This is a genomic window from Lientehia hominis, assembly GCF_021044755.1.
GTDB lineage: Bacteria > Bacillota > Clostridia > Lachnospirales > Lachnospiraceae > Lientehia > Lientehia hominis.
In genome coordinates, this window is record NZ_JAJNOR010000004.1 from 15711 (window position 1) to 32413 (window position 16703).

Below are 16703 nucleotides of genomic sequence, written 5' to 3' on the forward strand. Positions count from 1 at the left end.
CGAAGAAGGAAATCACAGGCAGAAAGGATGCAGTCCAGATGGGAAAACATAAAAGCGGCCAGAAATCTGGCGGCGGGCAGAGAAACGGAAACGGCAGGGCCTGGTATGAACGGGTTGAAAACGGCTATCATATAGGAGAAGAGCAGGAAAGGAAGAAAAATATGGGAGACGGCGTCAGGAAGGATAAGACTGAAAAAGAAGGCCAGTGCGGCAAAGCAGATTGGAAGGAATTATCCGATGGCGGCACCGTCCGGAATTCATCTGGAGAAAACGGAGCGGAGAACCAGGCTTCAGACAATCAAGTGAAAGATGAAAAGATCCAGGATTACGGTCAGGTGGTTCTGGATGAGGGAAATGGTAAAGAAAAAGGAAAGATTTATCTCCTTTCTATCATCGGGGAGATTGAAGGCCATGAGAATTTGAATTCCAGCAGCAAAACGACGAAGTATGAGCATGTACTGCCAAAGCTGGCTCAGATTGAAGACAGTGAGGATATAGACGGTGTTCTTCTGCTCATCAATACACAGGGAGGGGACGTATCCAGCGGATTGGCACTGGCTGAGATGGTGGCGTCCCTCAGCAAGCCTACTGTTTCTCTGATAATCGGAGACAGCCATTCCATCGGCGTACCGTTAGCAGTGTCGGCGGATGATTCTTTTATTGTTCCTACGGCTACTATGCTGATTCACCCAGTCCGTATGACCGGCATGACGATTGGCGCACCTCAGACGTACCATTATTTTCAGAGGATACAGGACAGAATCACAGGTTTTGTGGCAGATCACAGCAAGATGCCCCAGGATAAGATTGAGGAGTTGATGATGAGCACTAAAGATCTGACCAAGGATCTGGGAACACTTTTGGTGGGAGAGGATACCGTCCGGCTGGGTCTGATCCATCAGGTGGGAGGGATCGACAAGGCTCTGAAGCGGCTGCATGAAATGATAGATGAGCGGAGAAGTGAAGCCTGACATAAAGATTAAGAAGACGGCGCGATACAGGAAGTATCGCGCCGCCTTTATTTTTATACCTTGCCGCACGAAGTGCGCCTGCCCGGAGGGCATGTATTTAGGGGTGCCCTTGGGTATACCTTTGAATACCTTTCAAACAAACTTAATTTTATTAACCCGAGGAAACAGAAGGATGTCCGATTCCATCCAGGCGGGTCGCTGGAATCGGAACATTCCTTCTGCTCCTCTTTCCGCACCGAAATAAGCATTCATTTGTTCTGAAAGCCATTGAGGCGGCTCACCGCGGCGCGCTGCCCTAAGGCACGTGGGCCCTGTGGATATCCAATCCTTTTCTGGAATCTAAGAAATGAAATTTATCCAGTACAGCGCGGCAGAAAGGCACCGGCAGAAGAATTCCGGGCCGGCCTAAAGGAGAGCGCCGCAGGGTAGCGGCCGGTGTTCTCCAGGAGGAGGGAGGCAGAAACGGAGATACCGATTCCGTTTCTGAGCGAACAGGAGACAGGAAATCATAAAGATTTCCTGTCGACATGTGAGCGGTACTGCCGGAGCGGAGATAAAGCGGCCCCTGCATCGCCAGCGAACCGAAATCGTGACGGTCCGGAACTTCTGCCGATGCTAAAGCTGATTAAAAAAGATTCCAAAAAGTACCTTATATCATGCTTATTTACACTCCTCCGCCTCTGTTTTCGGTCTGGCGGTCAGTGCCGACAGAGCCTTCCGGAACTGGAAGGTAAATAATACGGCGGTAAAGGTGACTGCTATAACGTCGGCGATTGGTTCCGCCATATAGACGGCTATGGTCTGGTTCGATCTCAATATCTGCGGCAGAACGTAGATAAGAGGGATCAAAAGGATAAACTTTCTGGTCACGGCTACCGCTATGGATGCTTTGGCATTGCCGAGAGAAGTAAAAGTCATCTGGCAGGCCATCTGGATACCGAACAGGAACATAGAGGCCATATAAACACGGAGAGCCGTCTTAGCGAAGCTTAACAGCGCCGCGTCGGAAGTGAACATGGCGGCGAACATCTGCGGAAACAGCATGACGCAGGACCAGAGGAGAATGGAATAGGTAAGGCTTGCTTTCAGGAGCAGGTGGAATGTTGCCTTCACCCGGTCTGATTTTCCGGCGCCGTAATTATAGCTGATAATGGGCTGGGCGCCCTGACCCAGTCCCTGGAGAGGCAGCATGGCAAACTGCATGACGCTTGTCAGTATAGTCATGGCTCCTACTGCGATATCACCGCCGTACTTCAAAAGAGAGGAATTAAAGCAGACGGAGATAACACTTTCACTGGCCTGCATGATGAAGGTCGCCAGACCGAGGGCCAGGCTGGGCAGGATGATCTTCCGGCTTAGACCAAGATATCTTTTTTTGATTTTAAGAATGGTCTTTTTTCCAAACAGGAAAGCCATTACCCAGATACAGGAAACAGCCTGGGAAAGAATCGTAGCCAAAGCGGCGCCCTGGACTCCGAGCCCGAATCCAAAGATGAAGATCGGATCCAGCACGATGTTGCAGACGGCTCCGATGAGGACAGAGAGCATTCCGGTCTTGGCAAAGCCCTGAGCTGTGATAAAAGCGTTCATTCCCAGGGTCAGCTGGACGAATATCGTACCAACAGCATAGATATTCATGTAGCTGACGCCATAATCGATGGTGTTTTCACTGGCTCCGAAAGCCAGAAGGAAATCTCTGTTCCAAAGAAGGAGAATGGCTGTCAGAATGAGAGAGATCAGTATCTGAAGGGAAAAACAATTGCCCAATGTTTTCTCCGCGGATTCCATGTCTCCTCTGCCCATGAAAATAGAAGCTCTGGGAGATCCGCCGTTGCTGACTAGGGCGGCGAAAGCGGCGACGATCATAATGAGGGGCATACAGACGCCTACGCCGGTCAGGGCCATGGCTCCCACATTGGGAATATGCCCGATATACATACGGTCTACGATGTTATAAAGCATATTGATGAGCTGCGCGGCTACCGTGGGCAATGCGAGACGCCACAATAATTTACCTACCGGTTCTGTTCCTAAAAAATTCTTCGTGTCATTCATTTTACGGCTGCTTCCTTTCCAAACCAATGATTGTATTATTTATGATTCTTTCATTTAGTATCATATACTGACGGCATTCTTCCGGAGAAAATCCGGCAAATATCTGTTCCAGAAACCGTCCCCTGGCTTTTTCCAGCTCTTTTATCAGAGGAGACGCTTCCGAAGTCAGAGAAAGATGGATATAACGCCGGTCCTTTTTATCCGGTGTCCGATAGAGAAGCGACTTCTGGATGAGAGCCTCCACACCCTGAGAGACATTTCCCTTTGGCAGCATCCGTATTTCTGAAATATCCCCGGCTGTATCCTTTCCAGGATTGTTGTGAAGAAAACTGATGATATTGACCTCAATCTGCGTGAGATGATACGCCTCACAGACGTCTTTTAGACAAAGTTCATATAACTTGATCATCCTCCGGACGGATAATAGAATTTCCGTATTTTGATTCATATGGTCCATACCTTCCATCTACACTATTTAGTTCTATTAAGAACTGTTTTATATAAAACTATTATACCTTATATGTACCTGGTGTCAAGAAGAACGTGCATTTGATATACCTTTCAAACAAACGTATCTCTATAACTAGATGGGGCAGGTGGAAATCCGCTTCCATCCGCCGATCCTGAATTGGAGCTAATTAAAAAAGATTCCTAAAAGTACCCTATATTATGCTTTACATCTTTTACTTTTCTGCAATATCCTGCATTTTAAGAAGAAACCTTTCTTTGGCTTTCGTGAACACCTGATATTTCTTCCATGCGAGACTCATTTCTATTTCTATTCGATTGGACAGAGGCCTAAAGCATAGGTTGCTGTCGCCGGTCACATTGATGATCTTGTCTAAACAGACTGCGTATCCAATGCCCTCGTCCACCATAAGTGAACCGTTAAATAAAAGATTGTAGGAGGCGACGATATTCAGCTTATCTTCTGTACAGCCAAGCAGTGTTTGTACGTTCAAATCGTTCCGCATCTGCCTTGAGACGATCAGCGGTTTGTCCCACAAATCCTCCGGCGCGATGACATCCTTATCGGCAAGCGGATCGTCCTTTCGCATCATGACCCCATAAATATCTTCACAGGGAAGCGGAAGGCGTTCGTATTTTGAGGAATCAATTTCGCCAAACAGCAGTGCGAAGTCAATAAGTCCGCGGTCGAGACTTTCGAGCACAGACGATTTGTCGCCGCTGATGATGTGAACGTGAACCAGCGGATACTCCGTCTGCAGGGAGCGGGCTATCCGTGCGATACAGCGAACACTGTCAGTTTCCCCGGCGCCAATGGTAATATCGCCTGCTATCGTTTCATCGGACAAGGATATCTCATCCTGGGCCTTCTTAACGAGCTCGGTGATTTCCTCCGCGCGTTTGCGGAGAATCATCCCCTCTTCGGTCAGGGTGATTTTGCGATTACTGCGGATGAAAAGCTGCTTGCCCAATTCCTCCTCCATATCCCTGAGCTGCCTGGACAGAGTGGGCTGGGAAAGATGCAGTGCCTCGGCGGCGCCAGAAATGCTTTGCTCCCGAGTGACAGCCAAAAAGTATTGTAAAACACGAAATTCCATCGTTGAAGCCTCCTTTCTGATGACATCAGTTTAGCACAAACATATATGCCTGTAAAGCAGAGAAGAATATTTAATATAAGTATTTGCTATTGTAAATGACCGCTGATACAATAAAATCAAATCTGGATGACGAGGAAGGGGTGTAGGAAATGCATAAGATAATATTAGCGATGCTCATACCGGGCTTATTCATAATGATGCTGATGGCGGGGTGCGGTACAGCAAAGCAAAGTACGCCGGCGCCGGACAGGATTCCACAGAAGAGCGGGATTAAGACAGAAGAAACGGCCATACCCCTTACTTCTGAAATGAGAGAAGTAGAGGATGGTTTTTTCGCTGTGAGGTTCGAGGGTGACGATGGGTTTGACGCCTTTCTTGACGCGGGCGGTGCGTCTTCCGACTCCGGAGTCGCGGAATTTTTGTCCTTTCATCTAATGACGGATTTTAACTTTTCAGCCAGCCGGTTTGGGTGCAGTACCATAGCGGTAGAAAGTCCCGAGGGAGACCGGCTTTTTGGAAGGAACTTTGATTGGCAGGCCTGCGACGCACTGGTGGTGTCCTCCAGGCCCGATAAGGGATACGCTTCCATCTCTACCGTAAACATGGATTTTGTCAGTGAGAGCGGCGGTACGATCGGCAACGCTCTGCAATTAAACGACGTCCTTACGCTCGCCGCGCTGTATGCTCCGCTGGACGGCATGAACGAAGCGGGGCTCGCGGTATCAGTCAACATGATACAGGATACGGCGACCATCGATCAGAATACGGACAAACCCGATATCACTACTACCACAGCTATTCGCCTTTTGTTGAATCAGGCGGCAAATGTGGAGGAGGCGCTGGAGCTCCTGGGTCAATATGATATGCATGCCTCCATGGATATGACGGTCCATTTCGCATTGGCGGACGGCCATGGCCGCAGCGCGGCGGTCGAGTATGTGGATAATGAAATGGTTGTGACCGAGACGCCGGTGGTGACAAATTTCTATTTTGCCGATGGAGAGAAAAAGGGGATAGGCACGGTCCAGTCTCACGAGCGGTATGAGCTTCTGAATCAAAGGCTGTCTGAACGGCAGACCATGGATATGCAGGAGGTCCGCGACGCTTTGGACAGCGTGAGCAAGGATAATTTCGGGGAGTTTGAATCCACCGAATGGAGTATTGTATTCAATCTGAACAGCGGCATGATTCACTATTACCACCGTGAAAACTATGAGAACCGCTATACATTCCAGATTCAGTAAGGAAGGAGGTGTGCTCAATGAACTGTCTGAAGCTGCTCTGGGGTTTGTATTCTATTAAGCGCAACGAGAGGAAAACCTATACCCAGATTCAAAATTTACAGGAAAAGAAACTACGGAAGATGCTGCAATTTGCCTATGGGCATTCTGTGCATTACCGCAGAACCTTTGAAGCGGCGGGAATTACCAAAGACCACATTGAATCTGCGCCGCTCCGGGCGTTTCCCACTCTCAGCAAAGCGGAGCTTTTAGACAATTTCGACGAGCTGATTACCGTCTCCGGCCTGACCCAGGAAGAAATGCGCCGGTTTGACGCGGAGGAAACCGTGGACCGTAAGCCATTCAAGGGGAAGTATCATGTGGTACACTCCTCCGGCAGCACAGGAAAGCCCGGGTATTTTCTGTATGATACGCCCGCATGGAACTGTATGCTGCTGGGCATTATCCGCGGCGCACTTTGGGGGATGTCCATGCCGCAGATTCTAAAGCTGCTGGCTTGCGGGCCCCGTATTGTGTACTTGGCCGCTACTGACGGCCGTTATGGCGGAGCCATGGCGGTGGGCGACGGCATTGACGGCATTCATGCAAGCCAACTGTATCTGGATATCAAAACCCCTCTGTCCGAATGGATCCGGCAGATCGGCGTATTCAAACCGAATATCATCATCGGCTATCCTTCCGCTGTCAAAATTCTCGCCGAGCTTGTGGAGCGCGGAGAGATACACATGAAGGTCATCCGGGTGATCTCCTGTGGAGAACCTCTTGGGAGCAGCCTGCGTCATTATATTGAAACCGTGTTTCACACACAGGCAGTCAACTTCTATGGCGCAAGTGAATCCCTGGCATTGGGCGCGGAGCTCGACCCTACGGAAGGTATGATTCTTTTTGACGACATGAATCTGATCGAGGCGACGGACAGCGGTATCTACCTGACTTCCTTATATAACTTTGCACAGCCCCTGATTCGATATCATATTTCTGACAATCTGATCCTCCAAAAGCCGGAGACTGGCAGCCGCTGTTCTTTTCTCCGCGCATCCGGTCTTTTGGGAAGGAACGAGGATATTCTGTGGTTTACCGACGGCAGCGGACACCGGGAGTTTTTGCATCCGCTCGCCATTGAAGGATTCTGCATAGAAGGACTCTTGGATTATCAATTCAGGCAGCTCAGTGAGGACGCATTTGAGATGCTGGCTGAGACTTCCCTGACGGCTTCCAGGGATGTGATCCGGACAGAGATGCTGAAACAGATGCGCTGCATTCTGGAGGAGAAAAAGCTTTCCTGTGTGCAGTTTTATGTGCGGTTTGTGGATGAAATCCAGCCGGATCCGAAGACCGGTAAAAAAAGGCTGATCGTAAAAGAAATGCAGAAAGAGAGGGTTTGCTCATGAAAGAAATTCTTTTGCAGGGAAAAGAAATCAGCAAAGTATTTGTAGGAGGCGGGGAAAACGTGCCGATTCTGAATCGCGTAAACGTCCGGATTTTTAAAGGCGACTTTACCGTGATCATGGGGGCATCCGGCGCGGGGAAATCCACACTCTTATATTCACTCTCCGGCATGGACGATATTACAGGTGGAAGAGTGGAATACAAGGGCAGGAAAATCAACGGACTTTCGGAAAAGGAGACGGCACGGCTTCGGGCGAATGAATTCGGCTTTGTATTTCAGCAGACTCATTTGGTGAGTAATCTGACCCTGTATGAAAATATCCTGGTCGCAGGGTATGTGGGGAAATGCAGGCCAAAAGAAGTGAGGCGTAAGGCATTGGCGCTTCTCGCACAGATGCGTGTGGGCGAAGCAAAAAACCGGCTTCCGTCTCAGGTCTCCGGTGGCGAAGCACAGAGAGCGGCCATAGCCAGAGCTGTAATCAATGATCCCGGTCTGATTTTCGCCGATGAGCCGACAGGTGCACTCAACAAGGCGGGCAGCGAAGAGGTTCTTAACCTGCTGTCCGCTTTGAGTGAAGCCGGACAGAGTATTCTGATGGTCACCCATGACGTTCGGGCGGCTGTCCGCGGTTCCCGTATTCTATACATGGAGGACGGCAGCATTGCGGATGAACTGACGCTGCCTGCTTACCGTGCGGCTGATGCGAAGGAACGCGAAGAGAAAGTGACGAGGTGGCTTTCCTCTTTGCAGTGGTAAAGGGGGATATGATATATGGAAGTGAAAATCTTGCTGAAAGCAGGAATCAAGCAGCACAGGGGCGTCCTCGCCGGAATTTTCGTCTTGGTCCTGCTGGTATCCCTTTTTCTGGGTACCGTGCTGACTGTGTGGACGAATTCCGGCAGCTATATGCGGCATGAGTTAAACCGTGCGGGTTTTGGCGGGCTGACCGCATGGGTATCCGGTGCTCCAGACGTGAACGCCCTGGCAGGCCAGGCTGCAGCGCTTCATGACGTGGAACGGGTGGAGGTTCAGAGACTTATTTTTTCGAACTATATCACAAACGGGCAGGAGTCGGACAGCGAGGGTCAGCTCATCTCTGTGGCCTCCGGAGATCGCCGTTACCGCTTTTTTACCGACGACTTGACCGGATACCTTGATGAGTTGCCTGAGATTGCGACTGGCGAGGTATATGTTTCGCCCTCTCTTATTTCGATGTTCGATGTGAAAATCGGCGATGCCATAGACTTTCCCCTTGCCCGAAACGGCGGGACTGTATCTCTTACAGTAACAGGCTTTTACGAGGATCCGTTTATGGGCAGCTCAATGATTGGTATGAAGAGTTTCCTCATTTCAGGTGATGAGGCCGATGAGATGCTGCAGGTGATACAAAACGCGGGAATCGATGCGCTGGCCCGGAGCGGCGCGATGCTTCATCTGTTCCAGCGAGAAGACAGCACGGCGGCTATCGCTGAGCTCAATGGCTCGCTGAACGAGAACACCAGCCTGCCGGAGTTTACTGAATTTGTACACAGCTCGGATGCGGTCTCTGGCTTTATGCTCATCCTGCAAAACGCGTTCTGCGGTCTGCTGCTGGCTTTCGTGCTGGTGCTGCTCTTTGTGGTTTTCGCTGTGTTGGGTCACAGTATTGCCAGCGCCATAGAGGCAGATACCGTTCGCATGGGTGTCCTCAAGACCGCCGGATTCACCAGCAGTATGCTGCGCCGGATACAGCTGCTGCAATATGCCGCAGCTATCCTGCCAGGAATGCTGCTGGGTATTTTGCTGACCCGGCCTGCGAGCAGACTCGTCAGCAGTGCAACAATCACGACTACAGGACTGCGCGTTCCGGCGGATGTGCCGCTTGGCTTGTGCCTTGGGGCGTTTGCGGCGATCTTGCTGCTGCTTGCCGCGTTTATTTTACTAAAAACTGCACGAATCAGCCGCATCATGCCGATGAAAGCCATTCGCGGGGATATGGAGAGATCTCCCTTTCGTCCGGAAAAATGGCCTGCAGTCAACGGAGAGAACCTCAGTATTTCCCTTGCTGTCCGGCAGCTTGCAACGGGCAGACGAAAATATCTGAGCGCCTGTGTTACGGCGATTTTACTGGTATTCTTTGTCTCGATGATCGTGCGGATGAACGCCTGGCTGGGCGCGGACGGAAAGGGAATGATGGATGCTTTTAACCCTGCGGATCATGACATCGGCATTCAATCCTTCGGTGAACTGACACGAGAGGAAATGGAACGGATGATTCTTGAGCACACAGGTATTACAGACACCTATGTTTTGGCCATGCCCGGCGTGACCGTAAACGGCGTGGATTTTACTGCCAACGTCATTGACGAACCGGAGCGCTTTCATCTCATGGAGGGCAGAACATGTCTGAACGGAGACGAGATCGTCATTACGGAATTTGTGGCGGCGGATTTGGGCGTAGCGGTGGGAGACTCGCTCACGGTAGGCGCCGATCTTGGCATCGCAGAGTATGTCGTCTCCGGCATTTACTCCTGCGCCAATGATATGGGACAGAACGTTGGCATGAGCCGGGAGGGATATTTAAAGATTGGATACGATTCCCCCAATCTTTGGTGCCGGCATTATTTTCTCGCGGATTCCTCCAAAAAAGTTGCAATTACCGGCAAGCTGGAAGCGGCTTATGGCGGTGACGTGCACATCCACGAAAATACCTGGCCGGGACTGTTCGGCATTATTTCCGCCATGGAGGCGCTCCTGTCATTCCTGTACATCATAGTCGTTTTTTTCATTCTGGTCGTCACGGTGATGACCGGAAGCAGAATACTTTCGGCGGAAAGGCGGGATACCGGTATCTATAAGGCTGTCGGAGTTACGGACAGGCGGCTTCGCATCTCCTTTTCCCTGCGCTTTGGAATTGCCGCGCTGGCCGGGTCGATCATCGGCGCTGCTTTGGCGTCTGTTTTCACAGATCCTCTGGTAAGCGCTGTTATGAAGCTGGCCGGTATCAGCACTTTCGCATCCAGGCTGGACGCGGCCTCTGCTTTGCTGCCGGTCGTGGCTGTTGTTACACTGTTTGCAGGTTTTGCCTATCTTGCGGCAGGCAGAATCAAACGCACGGATTTGACCATATTGATCACAGAATAAATCTAATGGGAGGAATAAATAATGGATAAGCAGATGTTAGAAGGAAAAGTTGCGATTATCACTGGCGCCAGCTATGGAATGGGACAGACGATTGCCGAGGTTTTTGCCGAAGAAGGTGCGGCGGTGGTACTGACTGCCCGCCATCCAGACAAGCTGGACACGGTTGTAACTGCTTTGAAGCAGAAGGGCTATCGCGCTCTCGGCATAGCCGCCGACACTGGTTCCACAGAGGATACCGCGCGGGTTTTCCATGAGACGGTCAAAGCCTTTGGCGACGTGGATATCCTTGTCAATAACGCCGGAATTGGGGAACAGACCATCATCGATGAGACGACGGACGAATGGATGCAGCACATCATGAATATTAACCTGGGAGGTCCGATGCGAAATATTCGTGAAGCGCTCAAGTACTTTCTCCCCAAGAACGACGGTGTTATCATCAATATCTCGTCGGTAAACGGGGCGAGGCCCTTCTGCGGAGCTTCTTACACCGCCAGCAAAGGCGCTCTGAACACTCTTACAAGAAACGTAGCAATGCGTCTGATTGAAACGAATATCCGCTGCAATGCGGTGGCCCCCGGTGCGACAGTGACCCCGGCGCACCTTGCCAATAAAGCCGGAGAACAGCCGGGCGGCACAAAGATGCTGGAACACAGCGGCCATTTTGTATACTTTCCCGGTCCGGAGTGCGAGCCCATCGACCAGGCGTATGCCTGCCTGTATCTCGCCAGTAAAATGGGCCGCCATGTAAAAGGCCAGGTACTTCAGGTATGCAACGGCGCATTCCTTTGATATACGTATTAGGCATGATAATTTATTTAATATAAGTATTTGCTATGGATACGCTTTTCATTTATACTGATTTTATCAACAAACAGGTTTCCAAAATTTAAAATGCGTCTAAAAAACGGCACAGGAAAGGAACGGCTATGACAAAGAACAGGCTGAAAAGATTGGTGCTCCTCTTTGCTTTGACCACTTTACTTGCGGTAATGATGGCCGGCTGCGGCCGGTCAAATGAAAGAAAAGATGAGAGTGTGGACGACAGAACCGGCCTGATTTCCGACTTCGGAAATGTCGGTGGCAGCCAGAATACTCCCGCGCAGGACGGAGCGGCACAGACAGAATTGTATGTGAGCTTCGGCGGCAGCGGACCGACTTTTATCATGCATCTGTACGATAACGATACAGCCGCAGCTATCGCCCGTCATGTGGGCACGGCTGACTGGCAGCTGCCCATTTACAACTATGAGGGTTACGACAACTGGGAGGTCATGCAGTATTACGACATCCCCAGCCGCTATGAGATCCCAGAGAATCCGGAGAGCGTGACAGCAGAGCCGGCCGGAGCCGTTTATTATTCAGAGCCCAATCGTATTGTCCTGTTCTATGGGGATGCGGAGGTTTCCGGGGAATACACTCCGGTAGGTTACTTTGATGATTCCGAGGAGTTTCGCAGCGCTGTAGCCGACAATCCTGTACTTGAAGAATGGGGCAACAAGATCGTTTTGATCAGCGCCGGAGAATAAAGCGGATACAGGACGCATTACAGAGAAGGGAGGAAATACAAAGTCGTGGTTAACGAAAGACTGTGGAACATCCTGATTGATTCTTTCGGGAAAATCATTGTGCCGGGTCTCACTATGACGATTCCACTGACGGTAATTTCCTTTGCCCTTGCGCTTGTCATCGCCGTTGCCGCCGCGCTGGTACAATTTGCAGATGTCAGGGGATTCAAACAGGCGGCAAGGTTTTATATATGGGTCATTCGCGGCACGCCGTTATTGGTGCAGCTCTTTGTTATCTTCTATGGGCTTCCGAATTTAGGCGTGGTTATCGATCCGTTTCCGGCAGCGGTGATCGTATTTTCCATCAATGAGGGGGCCTATTGTGCGGAGACTATTCGGGCTGCACTGGAATCCGTACCGGCAGGGCAGCTTGAGGCCGGGTACTGCAGCGGGATGTCCTATATGCAGACCATGCGGCGGATCGTCCTGCCTCAGGCTATGCGAACGGCGTTTCCGCCCCTATCCAATTCCCTTATTGCCATGGTTAAAGACACCTCTCTTGCCGCCAATATCACGGTGACGGAAATGTTTATGGTGACACAGCGCATTGTGGCCAGAACCTATGAACCGCTTGCGCTCTATATCGAAGTAGGGCTTATCTATCTGCTTTTCTCTACGGTGCTGACCAAACTGCAGCGCGCGGGAGAAAGGAGACTGAACGTCCATGGAAAACAAGGAGGCTGATACAATGCTGGAAATCATGGATATACAAAAATCATTTGACGGTACTCAGGTTCTTGCCGGCGTAGATGTTCAGGTGAATCGGGGAGACGTGGTGGCGATTTTAGGCCCCAGCGGCTCGGGCAAAACCACACTGCTTAGATGTATGAATTTTCTTGAAACGGCAGATGCGGGTACGATGGTGTTCGACGGAGAACGCTTTGAACTTGGACGCATATCAAAAAAGGATATCGCCAGGCTGCGTAAAAAAACCGCGTTTGTTTTTCAAAATTATAACCTCTTTTACAATAAGACAGCTATTGAAAATGTGACAGAAGGGTTGATCGTAGCGCGAAAGGTGTCCAAGGCGAGGGCCGTGGAGACTGGACGGCGCGCGCTGGATAAGGTAGGTCTGTCGGACCGGTATGACTACTATCCCAGCCAGCTTTCGGGAGGACAGCAGCAGCGGGTAGCCATCGCAAGAGCGCTGGCAGCCGAACCGGAGATCATCTATTTTGATGAGCCGACATCCGCTCTGGATCCGGAGCTGACAGGCGAGGTGCTCTCGGTCATGCGGCAGCTGGCAGACGAAGGAATGACCATGCTGATAGTGACACATGAAATGGGTTTTGCGGGAACTGTATCCAACAAGGCGGTGTTCATGGAAAAGGGTAAAGTAGTGGAAGCCGGAGACTCCAAGACGTTTTTTGAGCGCCCACGTGAAACGAGAACAAAGGAATTTCTGCATACGATCAGCCAAAGTATCAATCTGGCAGGCTGACAAAAATTAATTTTTAATAAAAGGAGATAAAGTAAATGAAAAAAAGACGTTTTGCGGCGTTATTTGCGGTCATCGCCGTATTTGGAGCTTTGGCATTGAGCGGCTGCGGGTCCTCTTTACAGGAGCCTTCCACACAAAAATCCTCTTCTGGAGACCTGCTCTCCCAAATTCAGGAGCGCGGTGAAATCATCATTGCCATGGAGGGTACCTGGGCGCCCTGGACCTATCATGATGAAAACGATGAGCTGGTCGGCTATGACGTCGAGGTGGGCCGGGCGATCGCACAAAAGCTGGGTGTGAAAGCCAGTTTTGTAGAAGGCGAATGGGACGGCCTGCTGGCGGGACTTTCTGCCGGGCGCTACGATATTATGGTCAACGGCGTGGATATCGATCCGCAGCGTCAGGAAGCATATGATTTCTCGATTCCCTATGCCTATAACCGTACGGCGGTGATAACTTCTGGCGGGAACAATGATATTCAGAGCCTGGAGGATTTGCGGGACAAAAATACGGCCAATACGATTTCCAGCACCTATGCAGAAACAGCGGAAAGCTATGGAGCCGAAGTCACCGGTGTGGATGATTTGAACCAGACCTTCGAATTGCTGCTCAGCGGGCGTATAGATGCCACGCTCAATGCGGAAGTCACTTATTACGACTATATGAAAGCGCACCCTGACGCCAATTTGAAAATTGCGGTTTTGACCGAGGAAGCCAATCAGATTGGCATCCCCATGCGCAAGGGCGAGGAAACCGCCGCACTGCGGGAAGCTATTGACAATGCGCTCTCAGAACTGGCGGAGGACGGCACGCTGTCCGAGCTCTCCGTTAAGTATTTTAGCAGCGATATTTCTCAGGCCTCGTAACAGGCGGCGAAGAGAGTACTATATTAATGATCTGCTCTTTATGCTGCAAAAGCAAAATCTTTAATCTATATGAAAGGACGGTAGGCAGTTGGCAAGTTATCTATTAAAAGGAATCCTCATCGGTTTGCTGTTCGGCCTGCCGGCAGGGGCCATTGGAGCTATGACGGTACAGCGCACATGGAGCTTTGGATTTAAGGCGGGGCTGCTGACGGGACTTGGTTCTTCGGCGGCCGACTGTCTTTATGCCGTCATCGGGGCCTTTGGTTTTACTTTGGTTTCAGATTTTCTTTTACAGCGTCAGACGATTATCAATATCCTGGGCGGCGGACTCATTCTGATGATGGGGCTCCGGCTGATTTGCAAAAAAAGTGAAATCTGTGCTGCACAGGTAAAAGCGGCCGGCAAAGCAGGGATGTTTTTATCCTCTTTCGTCATTGGCATTGCAAACCCTGCCGCTATCCTCACGTTTCTATTTGCTTTCTCCTATTTTGGCATAGCCGGTGTGGCAGAACCAACGGATGGAATCTCTCTTGTATGTGGTGTATTCATCGGAACCTATCTTTGGTGGGGAACCCTGTCGGCCGCAGCCTGCGCTGTCAAAAAGAAAACAGGGAGTCGAAGCCTTCGATATATGAACAAAGTGTTCGGCTGGATTCTTGTCCTGTTTGGGACGGCATCATTTTTTAGACTGCTTTTGTAATACGAGAACTGCAGATTGGAGGAAAGATAAATGAGACGAGCCATAATACTGGCCTGCAGCCTGCTGCTGATGTTTTCTTCGACGGCGTGCGGCGAGGACGGCAATGAACCGGAGTCCGCATCTGTTCCTGCACAGGAGGAGAGTGAAACCATGCAGATGAAGGTACAGGCCGGAGACGCCACATTTTTTGCTGCTTTGGAAGAGAATACGGCGGCCAAGGCTTTTTTGGAGCTTATGAAAGATGCACCGGTCGTTCTCCGGATGAGCGATTATTCCGGATTTGAAAAAGTGGGCTCCCTGGGAATCAGTCTCCCTGAAAACGACAGTCAGACCACTGCGGAATCCGGGGATATCGTTTTATATAACGGAAATCAGATTGTCATCTTCTACGGCACCAATTCCTGGAGCTACACACGCCTTGGGAAGATTGACGACCTGACTGGATGGACAGAAGCGCTCGGAACCGGCGATGTTACCGTTACCTTTTCTGTGAACTAAAGCTGCCAAAAAATGATAATCAATTTGGAGGTGTACACTTGATTTATGATTTTGATACGCCGGTAAACCGGCGGAATACAAACTCCCTGGAATGGGATGTAAGCGAAAGCGAGCTGCCTATGCGGGGGGACGACATGGGTTTTGAGACCGCGCCGGAGATCAGGACCGCCATCACGGCGCACGCCGCGCAGGGAGTGTTCGGATACAACACCATACCAGATACATGGGCCCGTTCATATGTGGACTGGTGGGCGAACCGGCATAACTATTCGATGGAAAAGGATTGGCTTGTATTCTGTACTGGCGTTATGCCCGCCATTTCCAGCATGGTACGCAAGCTCACGACACCGGCGGAAAAGATTTTGGTTCAAACGCCGGCCTGCAGTAGTTTCTTTGACACCATTGTAAACAATGGCAGGCAGGTTCTTCAAAATCCGCTGAAATACGACGAAAACGGATACAGCGTCGATTTTGTGGATTTAGAGCAAAAGCTTGCAGACCCCCAGACTACACTGATGATTCTCTGTAATCCCCACGATCCGGCAGGCAGAGTGTGGGACCGGGACACACTCCTGCGAATCGGCAGACTCTGCATGAGACATCATGTGACAGTGATCTCTGATGAAATCTTCTGTGACTTGATTTCTCCAGGAAAACAATATATCCCCTTTGTCTCGGTTTCGGAGGAATGCCGCGAAAACAGCGTCACCTGTATTACTCCGACAAAAACGTTCAATCTGGCGGGGCTTCAGACGGCGGCGTTGGCAGTCCCGAACGACGCACTGCGCTATAAGGTCTGGCGCGCTCTGAACACGGACGAAGCGGCCGAGCCGAATTCTTTTGCAGTAACCGCCGCCGTTGCCGCGTTTACAAAGGGTGCGGCATGGCTGGATGAGCTCCGGGTCTATCTGCATGAAAACAAATCTCTTGCGGAAGAATATGTGAAAAATGAGATTGCGGATATCAGGATCGTGCCGTCTGAGATTGTCCATCTCCTATGGCTGGACTGTACGAAAATAATAGGATTTATTCCGGAAGCCGCCGGATTTATCCGGGAAAGGACAGGCTTGTATCTTTCGGCAGGCGGCCAGTTCGGCGCAGGCGGAGAGCATTTTCTGTGGATGAACGCCGCTTGTCCGCGGGCGGTTTTGATGGACGGTTTAACACGTCTGAAGGAGGGCATTGCGGCTTACGAGGAGTATATGATTAACCTTTGCTGAGAAAATTGGGCCATGGTATACTGCCGCATCTTTTACTCAGACAGTGGTGAAACTTATTTTGACTT

At 50.6% G+C, this 16703-nt stretch carries 16 protein-coding genes; 13 read left to right on the plus strand and 3 right to left on the minus strand.

Annotated elements, in window-relative coordinates; translation table 11 throughout:
• The first annotated feature begins 38 nt into the window (after window positions 1-38).
• Complete coding sequence (locus tag LQE92_RS06815; RefSeq protein ID WP_331001258.1) at window positions 39-971, plus strand: ClpP family protease; 933 nt, start codon at window positions 39-41, stop codon at window positions 969-971.
• 660 nt (window positions 972-1631) lie between these two features.
• Here the strand turns inward: LQE92_RS06815 and LQE92_RS06820 are convergent.
• The 3 genes from LQE92_RS06820 to LQE92_RS06830 form a co-directional block, all read right to left on the minus strand.
• Window positions 1632-3026, minus strand: coding sequence for an MATE family efflux transporter (locus tag LQE92_RS06820; protein ID WP_231062251.1), 1395 nt, complete (start codon window positions 3024-3026; stop codon window positions 1632-1634).
• A gap of 1 nt (window position 3027) precedes the next feature.
• Window positions 3028-3435 carry a MarR family winged helix-turn-helix transcriptional regulator gene (locus LQE92_RS06825; RefSeq protein ID WP_231062252.1) on the minus strand — a complete coding sequence of 136 codons (408 nt, stop codon included), beginning with the start codon at window positions 3433-3435 and terminating at the stop codon, window positions 3028-3030.
• A gap of 274 nt (window positions 3436-3709) precedes the next feature.
• Window positions 3710-4591, minus strand: coding sequence for a LysR family transcriptional regulator (locus LQE92_RS06830; RefSeq protein ID WP_231062253.1), 882 nt, complete (start codon window positions 4589-4591; stop codon window positions 3710-3712).
• A 149-nt stretch (window positions 4592-4740) separates the two neighbouring features.
• Here LQE92_RS06830 and LQE92_RS06835 point away from each other — a divergent pair, with 149 nt between their 5' ends.
• The 12 genes from LQE92_RS06835 (at window position 4741) to LQE92_RS06890 (ending at window position 16638) form a co-directional block, all read left to right on the plus strand.
• Entirely contained in the window at window positions 4741-5835 is a 1095-nt protein-coding gene (locus tag LQE92_RS06835) for a linear amide C-N hydrolase (RefSeq protein WP_231062254.1), read from the plus strand.
• 17 nt (window positions 5836-5852) lie between these two features.
• Entirely contained in the window at window positions 5853-7223 is a 1371-nt protein-coding gene (locus LQE92_RS06840; RefSeq protein ID WP_231062255.1) for a phenylacetate--CoA ligase family protein, read from the plus strand.
• The gene (locus tag LQE92_RS06845; protein WP_231062256.1) at window positions 7220-7978 is read left to right on the plus strand and encodes an ABC transporter ATP-binding protein; all 759 of its coding nucleotides are present in this window, start codon (window positions 7220-7222) and stop codon (window positions 7976-7978) included. The genes LQE92_RS06840 and LQE92_RS06845 overlap by 4 nt, the downstream gene beginning before the upstream one ends.
• 15 nt (window positions 7979-7993) lie before the next feature.
• Window positions 7994-10345: an ABC transporter permease gene (locus LQE92_RS06850; protein WP_231062257.1), complete on the plus strand. Its 2352-nt coding sequence runs from the start codon at window positions 7994-7996 to the stop codon at window positions 10343-10345.
• Between the two features lie 21 nt (window positions 10346-10366).
• Window positions 10367-11137 carry an SDR family NAD(P)-dependent oxidoreductase gene (locus tag LQE92_RS06855; protein ID WP_231062258.1) on the plus strand — a complete coding sequence of 257 codons (771 nt, stop codon included), beginning with the start codon at window positions 10367-10369 and terminating at the stop codon, window positions 11135-11137.
• A 137-nt stretch (window positions 11138-11274) separates the two neighbouring features.
• Complete coding sequence (locus tag LQE92_RS06860) at window positions 11275-11874, plus strand: cyclophilin-like fold protein (protein WP_231062259.1); 600 nt, start codon at window positions 11275-11277, stop codon at window positions 11872-11874.
• Window positions 11875-11919: 45 nt separating this feature from the next.
• Window positions 11920-12597, plus strand: coding sequence for an amino acid ABC transporter permease (locus LQE92_RS06865; protein ID WP_231062260.1), 678 nt, complete (start codon window positions 11920-11922; stop codon window positions 12595-12597).
• Window positions 12578-13354 carry an amino acid ABC transporter ATP-binding protein gene (locus tag LQE92_RS06870; RefSeq protein ID WP_331001259.1) on the plus strand — a complete coding sequence of 259 codons (777 nt, stop codon included), beginning with the start codon at window positions 12578-12580 and terminating at the stop codon, window positions 13352-13354. The genes LQE92_RS06865 and LQE92_RS06870 overlap by 20 nt, the downstream gene beginning before the upstream one ends.
• 35 nt (window positions 13355-13389) lie before the next feature.
• Complete coding sequence (locus LQE92_RS06875) at window positions 13390-14220, plus strand: transporter substrate-binding domain-containing protein (RefSeq protein ID WP_231062261.1); 831 nt, start codon at window positions 13390-13392, stop codon at window positions 14218-14220.
• Window positions 14221-14308: 88 nt separating this feature from the next.
• Window positions 14309-14920 (plus strand): LysE family translocator, encoded by a 612-nt coding sequence (locus LQE92_RS06880; protein ID WP_231062262.1) that lies wholly within the window; start codon window positions 14309-14311, stop codon window positions 14918-14920.
• Window positions 14921-14950: 30 nt separating this feature from the next.
• Window positions 14951-15418, plus strand: a complete 468-nt coding sequence (locus tag LQE92_RS06885; protein ID WP_231062263.1) for a cyclophilin-like fold protein — start codon at window positions 14951-14953, stop codon at window positions 15416-15418.
• Window positions 15419-15456: 38 nt separating this feature from the next.
• Window positions 15457-16638 (plus strand): MalY/PatB family protein, encoded by a 1182-nt coding sequence (locus LQE92_RS06890; RefSeq protein ID WP_231062264.1) that lies wholly within the window; start codon window positions 15457-15459, stop codon window positions 16636-16638.
• Window positions 16639-16703: the final 65 nt, after the last annotated feature.